The organism is Candidatus Gracilibacteria bacterium (assembly GCA_028687475.1).
Lineage (GTDB): Bacteria > Patescibacteriota > Gracilibacteria > BD1-5 > UBA2023 > STC-74.
Genome location: JAQUAB010000001.1, coordinates 524,117 through 543,715, shown reverse-complemented (window position 1 = coordinate 543,715; position 19,599 = coordinate 524,117). Strand labels below are relative to the sequence as shown.

Annotated in this window: 11 protein-coding genes and 1 pseudogene; 8 read left to right on the top strand and 4 right to left on the bottom strand. The window is 42.9% G+C overall.

The annotated features are described in order from the left end of the window. The coding region (locus PHY14_02805; protein MDD2693837.1) for a CTP synthase at positions 1-1,267 on the bottom strand (1,267 nt) is incomplete at its 3' end. A 261-nt stretch (positions 1,268-1,528) separates the two neighbouring features. Next, positions 1,529-3,673 (bottom strand): elongation factor G, encoded by a 2,145-nt coding sequence (gene fusA, locus PHY14_02800; GenBank protein MDD2693836.1) that lies wholly within the window; start codon positions 3,671-3,673, stop codon positions 1,529-1,531. A gap of 475 nt (positions 3,674-4,148) precedes the next feature. On the opposite strand from fusA, the gene PHY14_02795 reads away from it, so the two are divergent. After that, complete coding sequence (locus PHY14_02795; GenBank protein MDD2693835.1) at positions 4,149-7,367, top strand: hypothetical protein; 3,219 nt, start codon at positions 4,149-4,151, stop codon at positions 7,365-7,367. Between the two features lie 4 nt (positions 7,368-7,371). Continuing rightward, complete coding sequence (locus tag PHY14_02790; protein MDD2693834.1) at positions 7,372-10,110, top strand: hypothetical protein; 2,739 nt, start codon at positions 7,372-7,374, stop codon at positions 10,108-10,110. A 65-nt stretch (positions 10,111-10,175) separates the two neighbouring features. On the opposite strand, the gene nusA is transcribed toward PHY14_02790, so the two are convergent. Further along, entirely contained in the window at positions 10,176-11,261 is a 1,086-nt protein-coding gene (gene nusA / locus PHY14_02785; protein MDD2693833.1) for a transcription termination factor NusA, read from the bottom strand. 312 nt (positions 11,262-11,573) lie between these two features. On the opposite strand from nusA, the gene PHY14_02780 reads away from it, so the two are divergent. Then, entirely contained in the window at positions 11,574-12,224 is a 651-nt protein-coding gene (locus PHY14_02780) for a hypothetical protein (GenBank protein MDD2693832.1), read from the top strand. Between the two features lie 3 nt (positions 12,225-12,227). Here the strand turns inward: PHY14_02780 and PHY14_02775 are convergent, their stop codons facing one another. Next, the gene (locus PHY14_02775; protein ID MDD2693831.1) at positions 12,228-13,874 is read right to left on the bottom strand and encodes a replication-associated recombination protein A; all 1,647 of its coding nucleotides are present in this window, start codon (positions 13,872-13,874) and stop codon (positions 12,228-12,230) included. A gap of 521 nt (positions 13,875-14,395) precedes the next feature. On the opposite strand from PHY14_02775, the gene PHY14_02770 reads away from it, so the two are divergent. From PHY14_02770 to PHY14_02750, 5 genes and pseudogenes are all read left to right on the top strand, one after another. After that, positions 14,396-15,865, top strand: coding sequence for a His/Gly/Thr/Pro-type tRNA ligase C-terminal domain-containing protein (locus PHY14_02770; protein ID MDD2693830.1), 1,470 nt, complete (start codon positions 14,396-14,398; stop codon positions 15,863-15,865). Between the two features lies 1 nt (position 15,866). Beyond that, complete coding sequence (locus tag PHY14_02765) at positions 15,867-16,292, top strand: NUDIX hydrolase (protein ID MDD2693829.1); 426 nt, start codon at positions 15,867-15,869, stop codon at positions 16,290-16,292. After that, the gene (locus tag PHY14_02760; GenBank protein ID MDD2693828.1) at positions 16,285-16,917 is read left to right on the top strand and encodes an ElyC/SanA/YdcF family protein; all 633 of its coding nucleotides are present in this window, start codon (positions 16,285-16,287) and stop codon (positions 16,915-16,917) included. The genes PHY14_02765 and PHY14_02760 overlap by 8 nt, the downstream gene beginning before the upstream one ends. Before the next feature lie 11 nt (positions 16,918-16,928). Further along, complete coding sequence (rlmD, locus tag PHY14_02755; protein MDD2693827.1) at positions 16,929-18,356, top strand: 23S rRNA (uracil(1939)-C(5))-methyltransferase RlmD; 1,428 nt, start codon at positions 16,929-16,931, stop codon at positions 18,354-18,356. A gap of 3 nt (positions 18,357-18,359) precedes the next feature. Then, positions 18,360-19,463: pseudogene (locus PHY14_02750) on the top strand (aminopeptidase P N-terminal domain-containing protein). The last annotated feature ends 136 nt before the right edge of the window (positions 19,464-19,599 follow it).

The window sequence follows — 19,599 nt, the reverse complement described above, 5'->3', positions numbered from 1 at the left end:
TGAGACCTTTCTGGTGTTCCATGATATGGATGATATTGTTCTGTCCTTCTGGTGCGAATTCCTCACTATCGGCATCCGAGATTCCGAGCACATTACGGGCGTATTCGATCGCCATGATCTGCGATCCGAGACAGATTCCGAGGTATGGGATTTTTTTCTCACGAGCATACTGTGCCGCGGTGATCATTCCTTCTGTTCCACGATTCCCAAAACCACCAGGAATACAGATTCCATCAAGATTTTCGAGAACTTTTGTTCCTTCTTTTTCGATATCTTCCGCCTCGATGAATCGGAGTTTTACACGTTTTTGGTAAGCAAATCCTGCTGCCTTGAGTCCTTCATTGAGTGAATAATACGCATCTTCCAGACCGACATATTTCCCGATCATACCGATACGAAGCACATCATTGGAGCTATCGATATTCGTGAGGAGTTTTTCCCATTTTTTGAGATCTGGAGTGCTAATCGGGAGCTTGAGTTCATCAGCGATTCTCTCACCGAAATGTTCCTTATTGAACGAGAGTGGAACACGATAAATAGAATCAAGGGTTGGCGCAGAGATAACATGATCATCCTTGAGTCCGGTCGAACGAGCAATTTTGTCGAGCATATCCGCAGGAATGTCTGTATCAGCACGCACGATGAGAAAATCCGGATTGATACCGTAGCTCATGAGTGTACGGATAGAGTGCTGGATTGGTTTTGTCTTCAGTTCCTTCGATGCCATAAGGAATGGAAGAAGGGCAACGTGAACAAAAATAACATTCTCATGTCCGAGATCATGCTGGAGTTGGCGCGCAGATTCGAGAATATATTCATTTTCCATATCACCGACGGTTCCGCCAATTTCTATGATAGAAATATCGGCACTCGATGAATCTGCTCCATTACGGATTTTTTCCTTCACGAGATCAGTGAGGTGCGGAACAATCTGAACTGTTCCGCCGAGATAATCACCACGACGTTCCTTCAGGATGATTTCTTCATAGAGCTTCCCACTCGTGAACGAAGAGAACTTGTTCATGTCCGTATCGAGAAATCGCTCATAGTGCCCGATATCGAGATCCGTCTCAGTTCCATCATTGGTGACGAACACTTCGCCATGCTGGAATGGACTCATAGTTCCTGGATCGACATTCAGATATCCGTCGAACTTCTGACAAAATACATTGAATCCCATGCCTTTCATGAGGGCACCGATGGATGCGGCGGCAATTCCTTTTCCGATTCCTGAGAGAACTCAGCCTGTGACGAAGATTAGTTTCATGTCGAGATTTTGCTAGATTATAAAAATGAAAAAAGAGGTCAGTAAAGACCTCTTTTTTATTCGATGAACGATGTGTTTGGCACCTGTATCATGCAGAAGAATTATAGGGAAAAATCAAAAAAAGCAAGAAAAAATCCCCATTTTTCAGCAGGGATTTCATAAGTGCATCAATTTCTATTCTTCCTCAATACCATAAAAAATTCCCCAATCAAGGGGAATTTTTGTTTTTCTAAAACTTGTACTAAGTTTCAGTGTTGATTTCTATTCTTCCTCATCTTCCTCGAACTTCACTCCGCGTTCTGCACGGATTTTTTCTGTGATGTTGTTTGGAACTTGAGAGTAGTGTGCGAATTCCATTGCGTATGTCGCACGACCCTGAGAAGATGAGCGGAGATCGGTTGAGTATCCGAACATTTCTGAGAGAGGTACGTGAGCGCGGATGATTTTTGCCATACCACGTTCAGTCATTTCGATGATCTGACCACGCTTTGAGTTGAGGTTTCCGAGAACGTCACCCATGTATTCTTCAGGAGTATTCACTTCTACGAGCATGATTGGTTCGAGGAGTACTGGGCGAGCTTTCTTGGCAGCCTGACGGAATGCCTTGATAGCAGCCATACGGAACGCGAGTTCATTCGAATCCACATCATGGTAAGAACCGAATGTGAGAGTCGCGCGAACATCAACGATAGGATAACCAGCGATGATACCACGAGTGTAGGCAGTGAGAAGTCCCTTTTCTACACCAGGGATGAATTCACGAGGAACCACACCACCGACAATCTTGTTCACGAATACTGTTTCTCCCTTGAGTCCTTCTGGATCGGCTGCGCGCATCTCAGGAGTGATAGGTTCGAATGTCATAGTAACATCACCGAACTGTCCGCGTCCTCCTGATTGCTTCTTGTGTACACCACGCTCATCAGTAACTGTTTGGGTGATTGTTTCACGGTAAGCAACCTGAGGAGCACCAACGTTTGCTTCGACCTTGAATTCACGCTTCATACGATCCACGAGGATTTCGAGGTGGAGTTCACCCATACCTGCCATGATCGTCTGACCCGTTTCTACATTTGTCGATACGCGGAATGAAGGATCTTCTTCAGCAAGCTTATTGAGGGCCATACCCATCTTTTCCTGGTCAGCCTTAGTTTTTGGCTCAACAGAGATAGAAATAACTGGCTCAGGGAATACCATACGCTCGAGAACAACAGGCTTCGCTTCATCACAGAGAGTATCACCCGTTTTTGTATCCTTGAGACCGATGACAGCACCGATATTACCAGCTGGGATTTCTTCGATTTCTGTACGATTGTTCGCATGCATCTGGAGGAGACGTCCGATACGTTCCTTCCCACCTGATACAGAGTTCATCACGTATGAACCAGACTTGAGAGTACCTGAGTAGACACGAACGAAAGTGATACGTCCAACGAATGGATCGGTCATGATCTTGAACGCGATAGCTGCGAGAGATTCATTTGGATCTTGCTTGAGAACGATTTCTTTCTCATGATCATCCACATCAGTACCAGTGATGGTACCATTGTCGATATCGAGAGGAGAAGGAAGAAAGTCCACAACTGCATCGAGAACGAGCTGAACCCCCTTGTTCATGAGAGCGGAACCACAGAGAAGTGGATATACTGCATCGGCGATAACCCCCTTGCGGAGACCAGCCTTGATCTCATCTTCAGAAAGAGTTCCGTTTTCGAAGAACTTATTCATGAGTTCATCATCTTGCTCAGCTGCCTTTTCGACGAGCTTTGCATGCCATTCCTCTGCTTGAGCCTGGTGAGATGCAGGGATTTCCATTTCGATTACCTTTTCACCCATCTTTCCGTCGAAAGTGTATGCCTTCATGTTGATGAGGTTGATGATTCCAGAGAAATCATTCTCCTGACCGATAGGGAGCTGGATAGGGATTACCTTGTTTCCAGCGAGACGCTTCACGATAGATTCGTATGTCATCATGAAGTTACCACCAGTCTTATCCATCTTGTTCGCGAAGGCGATACGAGGAACACCATATTTATCTGCTTGTTTCCATACTGTTTCTGATTGTGGCTCTACACCTTGTGAAGCGTCGAAAACCGCAACAGCACCATCAAGAACGCGCATAGAACGCTCCACTTCGATCGTGAAGTCAACGTGTCCTGGAGTATCGATAAGGTTGAGGTCAACACCCTTCCATGAAGTGGTAGTCGCAGCGGAAGTGATCGTGATACCACGTTCCTTCTCTTGTTCCATCCAGTCCATAGTTGCACCACCATCGTGCACTTCACCGATTTTGTGATTGATACCTGTATAGAAAAGAACACGCTCAGAAGTGGTAGTCTTACCCGCATCGATGTGGGCACAGATACCGAAGTTTCGGAGATTCTTCAGGTCTTTAGAAATAGCCATAGAGAATAATTAACAATTAAAAATGAATAATTAAAAATTGAGGAACCCAATTACAATTCCGTTTCCGTCATTGCGAAGAATGCACCCATTGATTCACAGAGTGAATCTTGGAAGTACCATTGGGGTGAAGCAATCCAGATATGTTTCTGAAAAGTCTCGAGAAAAATTCCAATTTTCGCGGGAATAATATGAAAAAAATGGGGAATGTCAAAAATAGTTGAGAGTTGTGAGAATAGAGTTGTGAGAAGGGGCATGGGAAAAGGAAAATACAGAAAAATCCTCGCAAAAGATTTGTATACAGAAATTGGTTCATGTAGTAAGAGTATTGACTTTCTCAAAATAGAGAGAATAATTTGATTTCTAGACCATTATATATATATTTCATTCTATGAACCTCGAAAACCGTCTCAAATATTTGCGAAATATATGGAAATATGGTAGGGTGGAGGGGTAATTATATTTTTAATGTTATTGTATGGCAAATAGATACGATCTTGAGCTCGCGATTGATACTTATCGAGCACAAAACGGAAAAGAATCAGAAATCAGTCTTTTCGGTGATTCTTTTAGTGGTTTTGAGTATGGATCAAATCGTTTTTCTACTCGTGAGCAAACAATCTGGTGGCTCAAACAACAAAAGCCGAATCACGATGAAATCCAGAAGATGATTGCAAAAGAGCGAAAGGATTATCCAAATAGTGGACTCAACCCATTGTTTGAGGTATATGAGCGATACTATAAACAAGTACAGCAAGTACAGCAAGATACGAGTAATCAGCTTGATCAACAGAAAATCTCTGAAGGTTCCTCTCTTCGTTGAAAGGAATTTTTGGCGAAAGATGGGATTCGTAGTCTGGACTCTGATGGAAAAATTGACCTCAGTTTACAAGGTATTATTTTACCAAAAGATTCAGTTGTTACGCTTACTGGACGAAAGAAAGTTATAAATGGAAAAGAATTGGTTGAATACTCAAAGGTCTCAGCATGAGGAAAGATTCATAATGGTACTGGTTGGGTATATCTTTCAGATTTTCTTGAAAATCCAAAACAAAAGCCAGAAACAGTAAAATCACAGAAAGACGTTCCTCAAAAGAAGTCAAAATCAAAAACCACAGATTATCCTGACCAAACTTTGCTCTCTCCTGATGGCTCTGAGATATCAAAGAGACCAAAAGCCTCAGAAAGTTCTCCTGTAGCAGAGTCTACCGATTCAATCTTTACTAGAAAACAATCAATCATCTTCAAAGATGGGCCATACTACCTCACTGGACCAAAGTGAGCCCCTAAGAGAATCGATGCAGAGTCACTCCTATTAAAGTTAAATATTTCAAAAGAGGCTCCAGAGAATCTTAAGAGGTCTGTTGGTATCGTTCAGGATTTTGCTCTTCTTCTTGATGCGTATCTCCTAAAGAATCCTGGAAAGAAAGAGCAACATGAAAAAGCAATTCAGGAAGTTTCACGACTTTTTTCATCCTCTGAAATTCAGTCTTGAGAAAAGATTCTTGATGTAACAGCTATTACTCCAGCGTTATTTAGTAATAATAACTTTTTGAAAAATAGTGACCTCTATGTCATCAATGAGGCACTTCGTATCCAAGATGGTCAGAAGCGTCATCTTGCAGTACTCCAATTTATCCGTGATCGTCTGGATCAATCTGATATGGTTGCCCAGAGATTGATGCAAGAGAATCAGAAAGAGTTTGGATTTCCTGCAGATGAAGTGCTCTTAAGAAATGGAGACCTTTCTGCTACTGGACTCTGAGCGGAAGCTCGCAAGAAAATCAGTGAGGCAATTGACCGAGCAAGATCAGATGCGAATAGTAATTGGATAAAAAATAAGGAACAATATATTCAGGTCTTTCAAGCAAATCATCCATGAAAGAAGCTGGATGAGGATGATGCGAGAGTATGGAATGAGAATCTCACCATCCTCATGATGGCAAAGCGAGAGATAGTATATCAGACCCTCTACAACAAAGCACAAAATTCCGAAGAGCTCAAACTCCTACAAGATATTCTCGGTGCTGGAACATGGAAGATGTCTGATAAGTCATGGGATATATCAAAAGAAGTTGGCTGAATGATTGCGATGGAAGCTCTTGCTATTGCTGCGGGTGTGGTGACAGCCGGTACAGCAACGGTGACCATCAATTCTGTTATGTTTGCACGGAATGGTCTGCGTGCAGCAGAGATTGCTCGTGCATATAGCTCAGCAAGCAAAGTAAAACAGATTTCAACGACTTCTGCTCGAATCCTTGGGTCTGGTGTTGGATTTGAGTTCGGTGCTGCATCAACTCGTGGATTCATGGAAAATGGAGATTGGAAATCTATGCACTCAAAAGAGGGATATGTTCAATCCGTCGCTATGATGGGAGTTATGAGTGGAATTGGGAAATTGGTGACTTCTGGAAAACTCGGACAGGGAATTCAATTCAAGGAATGAGCGGGATTCGCAAAAAATATTCTCCCATTTACTGGACAAGTTACTATTGAGGGTACTGCCATATTTGGAACCAGTGCCACTATCGGCTCAGTTGTATTTGACCACAGAGATAATTGGACACTTGAACAAATGGCTCAAGCAATGCTCATGGCAAGTATGTTCAAGGGAGTTGGAAGAATCCTTGCGAAGAAGACTCCAAAGGGAGAAGTGGAGGTTACCCAAGAAGCCCCAAAAAGCACTTCTCCAGAGACTCCAATCAAAGAATGAAGAACTAAAACCGTAAGCGATGAACTCATTGCCCAGAATCAATCACTTGATGACCCTGCTCGGCTAAAAAAAGCAAGTGAGCGACTTGGTCGAGAGTTTTCTCAGGAAGAAAAAGATTCCCTTCTCAAGGCTCATAATGCCGAAACAGTGATGCAGAAATGAAGAATCCTTGCCAGAGAGAGTCAAACTCCAGAGGCAAGTGAGTCATGATTTAGCAAAGAGGAGACACGAATCCTCATGGAAGAGGGGTATGCTGGACGCCGTAGGGGCTTGGCCGAAGGTGTTTCTAATAATCAATCAGTTTCATCTGAACAGCCTCAGCATAAGGAACAAAAACATGAGAAACATGAAAAAGAGCATGATGCTCATGGTGATAAAAAAAAGAAACCAGAATATGAATGGAAGTGGAAGAATATTGATCTCGTTCTACAGGGGGATAACAGAAAATTCCGACAGATTTTTCCATTTGCTGAAAATAATGTTTGGTCTGGTATTAAAGATTTAACGAAGTGAGAATTGCATATAATGCAAGCTATACAGAATTCCGCTGCATGGGTTCAGAATCAGACTTTCTCTCAGATTTATAGAGAGATGTCGAGTCCTTGGAGAAATCATCCACAGAAGTTTATTCAGAATGCTGGAGATAACATACGAACACTTCTTCTTTCTTGAGAATCTGGTAAGTGGATGTCATGAGATAGACTCTGAAAGCTCGGAATTGTTATATCAGCATCAACGATAGATTATATTACCTCTGATGAATATAAGAAGAATTCTGATGGATTATTGAAGGCAATTGGTGATGGTACTTGATATGCTTTCGGGAAGTATGTTTTCAATCCGAGCGAAACAGTAAAACTGTATCAAGAGATTTTATTGCTTAATTGGGTTGCGATTACCATAAAAGAAGCTTCATCTTTTGTTGGTGCAGGAACATGAATCATGAAGGCTACCGTTGATGAAGTAAAAGATCGATTAAAATAAGTTTATGACCTCTCCCGAAATACTCCAAAATACATCTATTCCAAAACCAAAAGAAGTTCTTGAGCTTTCTCGTGAAGCTCTAGCACAAAAACTCGGTATTGCGGTTGAGAAGATTCCTTCAGATAAAGAAGTTATCAAAATCTTCGACGAGCAGCTTGATGAGATTGCGAGCACCATTGGAAAAGTTGATCCAGCCGAGCAAGCAAAAGTATTAAAAGAAAGACTTGCTGCAATCCAAAAAGCAGAGCTCGCAGATAAGGCAAAGGAACTTGCTGATAAATGAAAAGATATCCTTGCCTCTGAGGCTCTTGAACAAACAAGTAAGGCAGTTGGTGTAGCTACTGAGAAACTCAAAGATGAGGGACTTGCAGTTGGACAAGATGCTTTGAAGGCTGTTGGCACAATTGCAACAGCTGGAAGTATCGCTGATGCGACCAAAGGAATTGATTCACTTTCGAAGGCTGTTGATGCAGGAGGAAAAATGGTAGGAAAAGCTATTGATGCTATCAAAGATATTTTTTCCGCGCTCTTTAGGATGCTGGGTCTTGATAAGCTCTTCAAGAGTATTGGGGGGCTTTTTGGGATGAAGTTTGATGAGAAGGAGGAAAAGGTTCAGGATAAAATACAGAAAGGCGCAGAATCTTTGAGCACTACTGCTAAAGATATTCGAGGGAAACTCATAACAAAAGAATGAAGACAAGAGTTTATAGAGAAGATTTCAAAAAGCTTTTCAGAGAAAATTTCGATGACATATTTCTGAGGAAATAAGCTCTCTGAGGCGCAGATAAAAAAACTCTATTCGATTTTTGATGAATCACTTAATACAGAATCCATAGTAAAAGTTGCTGAACGATTGGATAAGGGGGAGATAAATATTGGTGAGCTATTCGATGCCACGCTTGATGTTGCTGGAACATATCCTGCTCGCGTTATGTGGGAACTCTCACTTTCAGGGATTATTCCATTCTGGGCGATTACTCAACAGGTTGTTCTCAATCCGGCAGGAAATCTTATCAAGCTTACATTTGATGGGCTTGGCTTGCCAGTAACTTCTATATCACTTGAGAACTTCGGTTCCATGCTTGAGAAAAAGGCTCAAGGTGGGGATAGTCACGCACTCGATATGGCTCGCGTACAGCTCTATGGAGTCAATAGTGTATTGTTTCGTACTATTGGCACCGTTCTTGGTTGAGCCGTTGCTGGAGGAATCATGTTTACCAATACAACTACAGGGGTGGATGGACTCAAACATCTCTCAAAACTCTCATATCTCAAGGAATATGACACGCTTGCCTCAGAGTTCTGAAAAATAGAATCAATCCTTGCAAGATGATCAGGATATACAGATAAACTTGGGGCATTTGCTCATATGCTGGATGGAGTCAGAGATCTCCGTGCAAATTCACTTGTTATGGAGGCTGTTACACAACATACAGTGAAAGGAAAGCTCAATCATCAATGAATTATCGATGCTCTCGACAGTCTCGTTGAGAGTAATCCTGAACTTAAGCATATCAATACTCAGGCACTCAAGGCAAGCCTCAATAATGAAAATGCTTTTCGTGAGGCAATAAAAAATCTTGTAAAGTGACCTTCGAGTACTGCAGGTATTGCAGATGCTCTCAGACGAGAAATGGCGAAATATGGTGGTTGACGGGCAGGTGAAGCGCTCAGATATCTAGAACATATAGACAACGTAAAAAAGTGGCAACAGTCACTCATCGGAGATGTATGAACCATGAGCGAGAAACTCAAGCGTCTCAAGCTTTCTTATGAGTCACTCAAGCTCGCAAGAAGTGGAGATACCGTTATCCTTCATATGGAAAATATGGATGATATATCCAAGTTTCGAGCATTTCTCTCAACAATACCTGGTGGTATCAAAGCACTCTCTGAAGTTATTCCAGCTGCATCACTTGTTGTGAGTCTCGGTTCGGTTGCATGGGATGCACGTGATAAAAAGAATGGTACAACAGGAGAAAGCCTTATGGATGTATGTAAGACAGCTCTTATTCCAGCATATGGAACTTGGGGGATCATCCGTGATAAGACCGTAAATTTCTGACAAATGATAGCAGATGGAGAAATGCCAGAATTTTCTGACATTGCTCTTACTGGAGTGGTCGGTGGAGTATTCTTATATGAGGTTACGCGAGTTTGAAGCTGACTTATTGATATGAGGAATGGAAACTTCGCAAAAGGAGCCGCAAAACTTACCTACATGCATGACATCGGGCGTGGTATCGGACAGATATCACGATGAGTGCGCAATGTTCGAACTCTTGCTACAAAACCAGCCGCAAATCCTGCAACAACAAAAATCCTTACGGGTATCGCATCAAAAATGCCACATAAGTGAAGGTTGGCTATTGGTGCTGCTGCAATGTTTGTCGCAGGGGGTGCATATGCGTATTTTTCTTGACCAGAAAAACCAGAAGATATCATGAAAAATCTCCAGAAAGACGGATGGATTGATGCTTCTGGAAGAATCACAGAAAAGCTGCGAGAACAATTCTATCTCAAGAATACAGAGCAGAGAAAAGAAATTATTGATGAGCTCTTTATTCTCGCATTAGAGAAGAATGATAGCCTCCCGAAGACACATTATGATGCAGAATGAGGAAAATATACTGTGGTTTGAGACGTCAAAAAATATAGATCCCTTATAGATAGTGAATTCCGAAAGCAATTACAATATTTAGGGTTGGATATTGATTTTTCAGATGAGAAAGAATCTGAATAACGTTTCTACGCTAGCCTAAAAATCCGATACCAAATGATATCGGATTTTTTGATTCATAAGATGTTTTATTCTTCCCCATCCGTTGGCTTCACCTCTTCTCCTCCGATAGTCGTGAGAGAGATGCGGTAACCGAGGAGGTCGCCAGCGATATTGATATTTGTACCACCACGACCGAGGACTTTCGCCTTCTCTTCATCCTTCACTGTCGCGCGGATGATCGTGTTCTCATCGTCGATATCGATGGCTTCGACGGTTCCTGGGATGAGTGCGCGGCGTACCATCTCGACCTGATCAGTTGTATAGTTGATGATGTCGATTTTTTCTCCGAAGAGTTCGTCGACGATTCCACGAACACGCATTCCCTTCGGACCGATGAGACATCCAGCTGGATCTACATCTTCCTCATCAGAGGCGACGATGATTTTCGTCTTCACACCTGGCATACGGGCGATAGATACGATCTCAACCGTTCCTTCCTCGAGTTCTGGAGTATTCATCTCGAAGAGCTTCACGACGAGTTCCTTATCCTTGCGAGAGAGAACAACACGAGGTCCGTTCACTGGATCGATCTCAACCTTGCGAACGTAGAGGTACATACGCTGTCCTGGAGTGTATTTGTCCTTTGAGTTCTGTTCTGACTTTGGAAGAACGACCTGATTCCCATTGTAGTCGAAAACAACGCGGTTTTTCTCCACGAGTTCGACACGGAGATTCACAATAGTATCTTCCTTGTCCTTGAAGAGGTGATAGAGTTTTTCTTTCTCAGTTTCCTGAATCTTCTGGACGATGACTTGCTTCGCAGCTTGAGATGCGATACGACCGAATCCCTCAGATCCGACGATCTCATCAGAGACATCGATCTCGACGGTGTCACCGATACTGAATCCAGAATCAGCACCACCGATTTCCTCGTATGATACTTCGAGGTCTTCGTCTTCTACTTCTTCGACAATAGTTTTCTCGATAGAAATCTCGACATTTCCTGTTGTGATATCGAGGTGAACGTTCACATTCGCATCCTTCGATGCGTAGTCTTTTTTGTATGCAGTCTTGATTGCATGCTCGATGATTTCCACGAGTTTTTCTTTGGCAATCTTCTTTTCAGCCGATATTTGGTTGATCGCGGCTTCGATCTTCTGAAGGTCGAACATAGATTATAGTTGGTTAGTAACTGGTGATTAGAAGGAACGATTAGGAACTGAGTCAAAAAAAGACTCGCTCGTTGAGCAGGTCCTTTTTGATTCGATAGAGGCATTATATGGGAAAAATGGAAAATGCAAATTTTATTCCTCTCATACTCATAGAAAGAACTTTTTTGACAAATCTTATTTAATAGTTACCTTGTAAAAATGTTACATCAATCCGAACTCAATAATAGGTTTTCTCTGGAAAGAAAAGATGAGATACTGAAACAATCACATTTCCTAGATCAAAATGGAAGGAAGGTGATTTTTTATAGATTTATGAGACAGGAAATTTTTGAGAAGATTTTTGATAGTGGAATTATTCTACCATCTGATAACGTGCCCAAATACAGTTGAGAAGATACAAGTTTTGGATGATTTATTAGGTTTGTGCGAGGGCATGGTTACGAGTGAGATATTGATATTACACCAGATGCAACTTATAACGATTTGGTTGAATGGGTAAAACATAAAGTAGATTATGTAACTCTGTGTTTGGTGAAAACAGGATGATTGCAGCAGTGCTATGCACCATTTCTTTCCACTTCTGTCTGATGAATATGATGACCAAACAGGATTGAACGTTATCTATATGAGTGAGGGCTCGTCGCAGAAATGTGTATTCCAGAAGATGAAGTACTCCTACCTATTGGCGGTGCACCAAATGAAGGAGAGAAGGAGGTGTATGTCACGAGAATTAAGATGGATTGGATTCTCCGTGCCTTTGTTGATATAGATCAGATAAAAAATGAAGTATTTCAGAATCCGAATCATCCGATGAATAAGTACTATAATGGAACTCTCTCGGAAGCAATAAATGCTTGGAGATTCCAAGAGAGAAAGGCGGACTACTTGCCATTATGATACGAAAAGACTTTCTTTGAGTCCGGTAGGTTCAAAAATGAGGATTGAAAGATATACTTAATTTAGATTCTACTTTCTATATTTCCTCCCCTTTAGTTCCTCTGGAAAGTGTTCCTGCCCGCTTTTCTTCGACTCGAGATTGTGCGCGTATTCATATCATTTTCCATATCCGATCTCCTTCATGAGTTCTGTCGGGGCATTGCGGAGATGGAGTGGAACACCGAGGTTTCCATATTCTCGGATATCGTTGTGCATCGCTTTTTGAGCCATGTAGATGCGATTGTCCTTCGGTGCATCGGCGAGATAGTAGGCGACATTCAGAAGAGGGAGTTCACATTCGGGCATTCCCATTTTTTCGCAGATTTCATAGACAGAATTCGCGAGGATAATTGCCTGTGCATCATAGATATCCTCACTCGCGAAGTTCATCATGCGACGGGCGATATAGCGCGGGTCTTCACCACCCGCGAGCATGCGACCTATCCAATATATTGCCGCATCGCCGTCTGAATCACGAAGGGACTTGTGCATCGCAGAGATGAGGTTGTGATGCTCTTCACCATCTTGGTCGTACATGAGCGACTTGCTTCCTGCTTCGAGGATCATCTCTCGCGTGAGCATTCATTCTCACTGGAGGATGCAAGCGGTTTCGAGAAGATTCATCGTATTGCGGAGATCTCATCCTCAGAGGCGGGCGATGAGTTCAAAAGGATTCTGGGGCTTCATTCCCCCTTGAGAAAGGGGGTTAGGGGGATTTTGTTTCCGTTTCTCAATGATTTCCATAATTCTCTCGCACACTCCCTCATAACTCTTATATACTTCCTCGTTTGTAAATCGTACCACTGTAAGTCCCAAAGTTTCTAATATTTCAGTTCTGTGGGCATCATACATCTTTTCTTCTTCTGTACAATGAGTTGTTCCATCTACCTCGATAACAAGATTGTATGCTGAACAGTAAAAATCAACGATAAAATGTTCGATTGGTTTCTGACGATTCCATGTTTCTTGTTGTTGCTTCAAGAATAACCAAAGTTTCCTTTCTGCTTCCGTCATGTTAGCTCTTAGTTTACGAGCCTTTTCTTTGTTGTTCGGATTATATTCTCGGAAAGGAACATCAGAAACTAAATCCCCCCCACCCCCTTTATCAAGGGGGAGTCCAAAATTAACATTCGGATACCGTTCCGAGATTGTCGGCAGATTTTTCATGATGAAATCCACCACTTCTTCAGATTTAATCGGTTCGAGGACATACGTCCGACAGCGAGAAAGAAGGGCATTGATGACCGTGAAGCTTGGATTCTCAGTCGTAGCGCCGATGAGCGTCACGATTCCTTTCTCCACCCATGGAAGAAGGACATCTTGTTGAGATTTGGTCCAGCGATGAATCTCGTCGAGGAAGAGAATCGTTTGTCGTCATTCGGAGAAGTTTTTCTGCGCTTTGGCGATGATCTTCACGACATCTTCTTTTTTCGAGAGAACGCCCGAGAGGTGGAAAAATTCTGCATCCAGTGAGTTCGCAATCACACGTGCAATACTCGTCTTGCCGCATCCTGGAGGTCACCAGAAAAGAATCGACGGAAGTCGGCCTGCTTCGATGAACTTGCGAATCGGTTTTCCGGCTCCGATGAGGTGCTGTTGTCCGACGAGGTCGTCGAGCTTCTCAGGGCGGAGAAGGGACGCAAGCGGCGTAATGTTTTGAGAAAAGAGAGAATTCATAGGTTGAATTGTATCGATATTCCCGAGGATAAAAAATCTTTTTGACAATTTCTCTCCAATCCATACTATCCAGATATGACTCATCAGGTTCGCATCCTCACACACCTTGTTCCGCCTCCCCTTTCGACTCTCGAAAGGTAGTTTTGCAAATCAAAAACCAAAATCCCCCACGAGAGTCAAAAACCGATGGGGGATTTTATTTTTCTAATATTTTTATTCTATGGGACCGAAACTCTAATATCTCGTATAAACGAAACAGGTAAGCTATTGCTGGTTACCTTATGATCAAATTTACAAGTTACTGAACTTACAAAAGAACAAATCAATCTCATACTTTCTCTCCAAAATTCTCTCGAACAAAAGAATGGAGATTGGTATCATGTTCACGTTCCAAATAGTCGATTCGGAAATGGTAAACAATCAACATCTTCGAAGCTTCTCATTGGAAAACTTCAAAAAAGATTTTTTGTTTCCGAAAAATAGACTTTTCCTTATAATACTTCCCGTTAACTTTTCCTCATATGCAAATCACTTCTCGCGAACAAGATTATCCACAGTGGTATCTCGATGTGGCTCAAGCTGCCAATCTCTTCGAGTACTCTCCAACTCCAGGTTGTATCACCTTCATGCCCAAGGCTGTTACTATGTGGGATAGGATTCGCTCTACCATGCAAGCAAAACTCGATCTTCTCGGAGTGCAGAACCTCTATCTTCCGATGCTGATTCCGATGAGCTTTTTCGAGAAAGAAAAAGACCATGTCGAGGGATTTGCTCCAGAACTTGCAGTAGTCACTATCGGAGGAAACAAGGAACTCGAAGAACCGCTCGCTATACGCCCAACTTCGGAGATGCTTTTCTGTGATTTTTTCAAAAATAAGCTCCAATCCTATCGTGACTTGCCTCTTCTCTACAATCAGTGGGTGAGTGTACTTCGTTGGGAAAAGCGAACACGCCCATTTCTCCGCACCGCCGAGTTCTACTGGCAAGAGGGACATACGCTTCATGAAACTCGTGAAGACGCCAACACATTTGCGCTTAATATTCACTACAAAGTCTACATGGAGACGATTCGTGAACTTCTTGCCATCGATGGAATCGCTGGAACCAAGAGTCAGAGTGAGAAATTTGCTGGCGCTGATACGACCTATACGTTTGAGCCAATGATGTCCAATGGTTGGGCTCTCCAGATCTGTACGAGCCACTTGCTCGGGCAGGGATTTATGGAGGGATTTGGTGTCCAGTATCAGGATAGAGAAGGAAAACTCACTCATCCATGGTATACTTCTTGGGGGCTCTCTACTCGTTCTATCGGTGGAGTTATCTCTTCGCATTCAGATGATAGAGGGTTCATCGTTCCGCCAAAACTCAGTGAATATCGAGCAACCATCCTTCCTATCTATGGAAAGGACAATGCAGAAAAAGTAAATGCCTACGCTCGTGAGATTGCGAAAGATTTAGTCTGAGGTGACACAGAAGTTCCAGTTCAAGGAGAATACTTCCGTGCTATCGTTGGTACAAAAGGAAAGGTGCTTATCGACTTCCGCGATGCTCGTCTCGGGGAGAAAATCGGTGATTGGGAACAATCAGGATATCCGGTTCGTATTGAGTGTGGAGAGCGAGATATCGAGTGAGGAAAGTGTGTGGTGGCTTCTCGTATCTCAGGAGAAAAGGTGATTATTGAGCGTCAACTCGCTGACGAAGCGGTGACTCGTATGCACGAAGAGTGACAAAAAATTCTTCTCGGGAATAGCGCCAAGCGTCTCCGAGAAAATACCGTTGCTTGTGCCACTCTCGAGGAGGTAGGTCAAGTCATCGAGGCAGGGAAATTTGCTCTCTACGAGTGGGATGGTAATCCTGAAATGGAGAAGGAAATCAAGGAAAAATGGAAGGCAACGACCAGGTGTATTCCATTTGAGGGACAATTTACTGACGATATTCTGACTCTCAAGAATCCAAAGAATGTGAAAGTAGTTATTGCTCGTAATTTTTAGTATGCAACTTCGTCTCGCGAGCATCGTAGCATTTTACCGACCAGATGGGAAAATCCTTATCCAAGATCGACGCAATATCCCAAAAGATGATATTGAGTGGGGATTTTTCGGTGGCGGTTGGGAAGCATGAGAAACAGCAGAAATGGCAGCTATCCGAGAGATAAAAGAAGAATTAAATATTCCACTTTTTCCTGATGATTTGAAGAAAATTGGTCTTACGATTCGGGAAGTGATTGATATTTCTCGACTTGAGGTGAATCTTTTCGCAGTTCAATGGAAGCCTGAATATAGCAATATCCTTTGTATTCATGAATGAGCTGGGTATGATTGGATATCTCCAAAAGATATGAGAAATCTTCATATTTATTCCATAGATTATCCAAACATCGACATTCTTGAACAATACTTTTCCACCCTTCATGCGTAAAATCCTTCCCCTCATTCTTGCTTGTCTTCTCCTTGTTCTCATGCTTCCATGGGCGTATATTTCATGGACGGTTCGAGGGGAAGTCTATCGCGATGTCGAGAAAATCCCAGAACGTGATGTTGGACTTCTTCTCGGAACCTCGCCATCCGCGAGCGATGGACGAGTGAATCTCTTCTACACGACGCGCATCGAAGCGACGAAGATGCTCTATGAACAAGGGAAAATCCACCATATTCTCGTCTCATGAGATAATGCAACCCAATCATACAATGAACCTGAGATGATGAAGAAATCGCTCATGAATGCAGGAATCCCAGAAGATGCTATCACACTCGATTATGCTGGGTTCCGCACGCTCGATTCTGTTGTCCGGGCGAAGGAAATATTTTCTCTCACGGGTTGAGTGACCATCATTTCCCAGCCATTCCATGTCGAACGAGCTCTCTTCGTGGCTCAGAATCACTCGATTGATGCGATTGGATACGGCGCTGCCAATGTGAGTTTTCTCATCGCACCGAAGGTGTACTTCAGAGAAATACTTGCTCGGTGGCTCGCAATATTCGATGACTGGGTCGGGACTGAACCAATGGTGCTCGGCGAATCAGAAAAACTTTATAATGAATAAATCTCTCTCCTATGGCTAAGAATCAAATCCTCGAAAATCTCACGATCGACAAGCTCATCTTCGGATGAAAATGACTCGCAACAGCATCTGATGGACGAAAAGTTATCATCACTGGTGGATGCATCCCGGGAAGTGTGGTGAATGTCCGCATCCTGAAGGCAAAGAAGTCTCACTATGAAGGCCAACAACTCGATGTCGTGAAGAAATCTCCGATAGAAGTTCCACTTCCAGAAGGATTCCAGCTCTATGGTGGAGCGAAGTGGCTCACTATCGGATATCCGGATCAGCTCGCGATCAAGGAATGACAGGTGCGGGAAGCATTTTTCCATCTTGCGGAATATACGGGAAATACAATCTGGCACCCCATCGTTCCATCGCCAGAGCTCTACGGGTATCGTAATAAGGTAGAGTTCTCTTGGGGAAAATATATTTCCGAACGAGAAGGGGTTCATGATGAGTTCCGATTCGGATTCCATGCGCAGGGACAGTTCGATCGTATTGTTGATTGTACGTATTGTGCACTTGCTGATAAAGAAATAAATGATATTTTTCTCGATGTTGATGGATTCTCGCGGAATTCAGGACTTCCGACCTATGATCCGAAGAAGGCAAACGGTTTCTGGAGACATTTTGTCGTTCGCAAAGCGAAAAAAACTGGAGAGATCATGCTTGTGTTCTCAGTGAATTCCACTTGGGAGAATCTCTGAGAAAAGCAATGATTTTTCACACAAATGGTTCAACAATTGTCCGAAAAGTATGGAAATATTGTCTCCATCTATTTTCTTGAGAATACAGGATTCGCAGATATTGTGACAGGGAATCCAGTTCTTCTCTCAGGGAAATCGACGATTACCGAGGAACTTCTTGGGCTCACATTCGAGATCCAGCCGAAGAGTTTCTTCCAGGTGAATACGTACGGCGCAGAGTGACTCTATACGCAGGCGATTGACTGTATTCATCACAAGTGAGGAGTGCTACTTGATCTCTATGCAGGAACAGGTACGATTGGGATTCTTCTGGCGAAGTATTTCGACCGAGTATATTCCGTAGAACTTGTGCGCGATGCGAGCCTCGATGGTGAGAAAAATGCGCTCCGAAATGGGGTGAAAAACGTCGAATTCGTCTGCAACAAGGCGGAAGTATTTGCTCGTGAGTTTCTCGAAAAAGGTGGGAAAGCCGATACAATCGTCATCGATCCTCCGCGTGATGGTATGCATCCATCGACATTGCCGAATATTCTCTCTTTCGGTGCGCGAGAAATCATCTATGTCTCATGCAATCCTGCGACTCTTGCTCGTGATCTCGAAGTTCTCGTCGGCAAGATGCGCGATGAGAAAACAGAAAAACTTCCGAAGTATCAGATTTCTGATGTGATACCTGTCGACATGTTTCCACATACGCATCATATCGAGACGGTGGTGAGACTTGAACTCTTATAGCCCATGAACTCCTACCTCCTCCTCGCATCCGGTATTTCACCACTTCGCAATGGCGATGTCCACTATCCGTTCCGTGTCGATTCGGATTTTCTCGCGTGGACGGGAATGGATATCGAGTGAGCGATTTTGCTTCATGATCTTCGCACGGGGGAACAGATTCTTTTTTTCGATGAAAGCGATGAGAAAAAACGTATCTGGGAATCGGTGAAGTGGGATATTGTTCAGATTCGCGCACACGGATTTGCCGGAGAAATTCTTCCTCGAAATGCTATGAAGGAATATCTAGAATGACTCGAGTGACAGTTTCTCTTGCCCGAGAAGACCGTTGCATCGACTGAAAATGAATATGTATTGATTCGTGAAATATTGGCAGGGAAAGTTATATCCAGTGCGGATCGCCACCTCATGGCGAAACGAGTCGTGAAGTCTGATAATGATATCGAAAAACTCCAGAAAGCCGTCGAAATCACCGAAAAAACGTACAATTATCTCACCCAAAATGTCCGTCCAGGGATGTATGAATATGAGGTGGAAGCAATGATTGCCTATCAGTTTCGACTCCATCGTGGTATTGAGGCATTTCCTTCGATTGTCGCGAGTGGATCGAATGCTTGCATGTTGCACTATACGCTCAATAATCGCCAAATTGAATCAGGCGATTTGATACTTATTGACTTCGGGATTGAACTCGATGGATATGGTGCTGATATTTCTCGGACGTTTATTGTGGATGGAGTGATGAATCCGAGACAAAAAGAAATCTATGATGCTGTTCTCGATGTGAAACAATTTGCAGAAAGTACCCTAAAACCAGGAGTTACTCGCAAGAACTGGAATATATGAGTGAAAGAATATATGTTCGCCATATGTTAGAAACTCTGACTTCCAAATATCAGGAAATACACAGCACTGACGAATCCATATTTTCCGCATTCTATTGGGCATTTTCTAGGACTCGATACGCATGATGTTGGTGATTCGGATATTTCTCTGGCGCCAGGGATGGTACTCACGATCGAGCCGGGAATCTATATCGCGAGTGAAGGAATTGGCATTCGTATCGAAGATGATTATCTCGTCACCGAAGATGGATGTAGAAGGATATAATAGTCCATCTTTTTGTCATTCCGACGAAGGAGGAATCTCTTTTAAATGCACTTTTGAGAATGAGATGTATTAAATCTCTTAAGTAAAATAAAAAGGGATTTCTCCACTCCGTTTCACTTCGGTCGAAATGACAAAT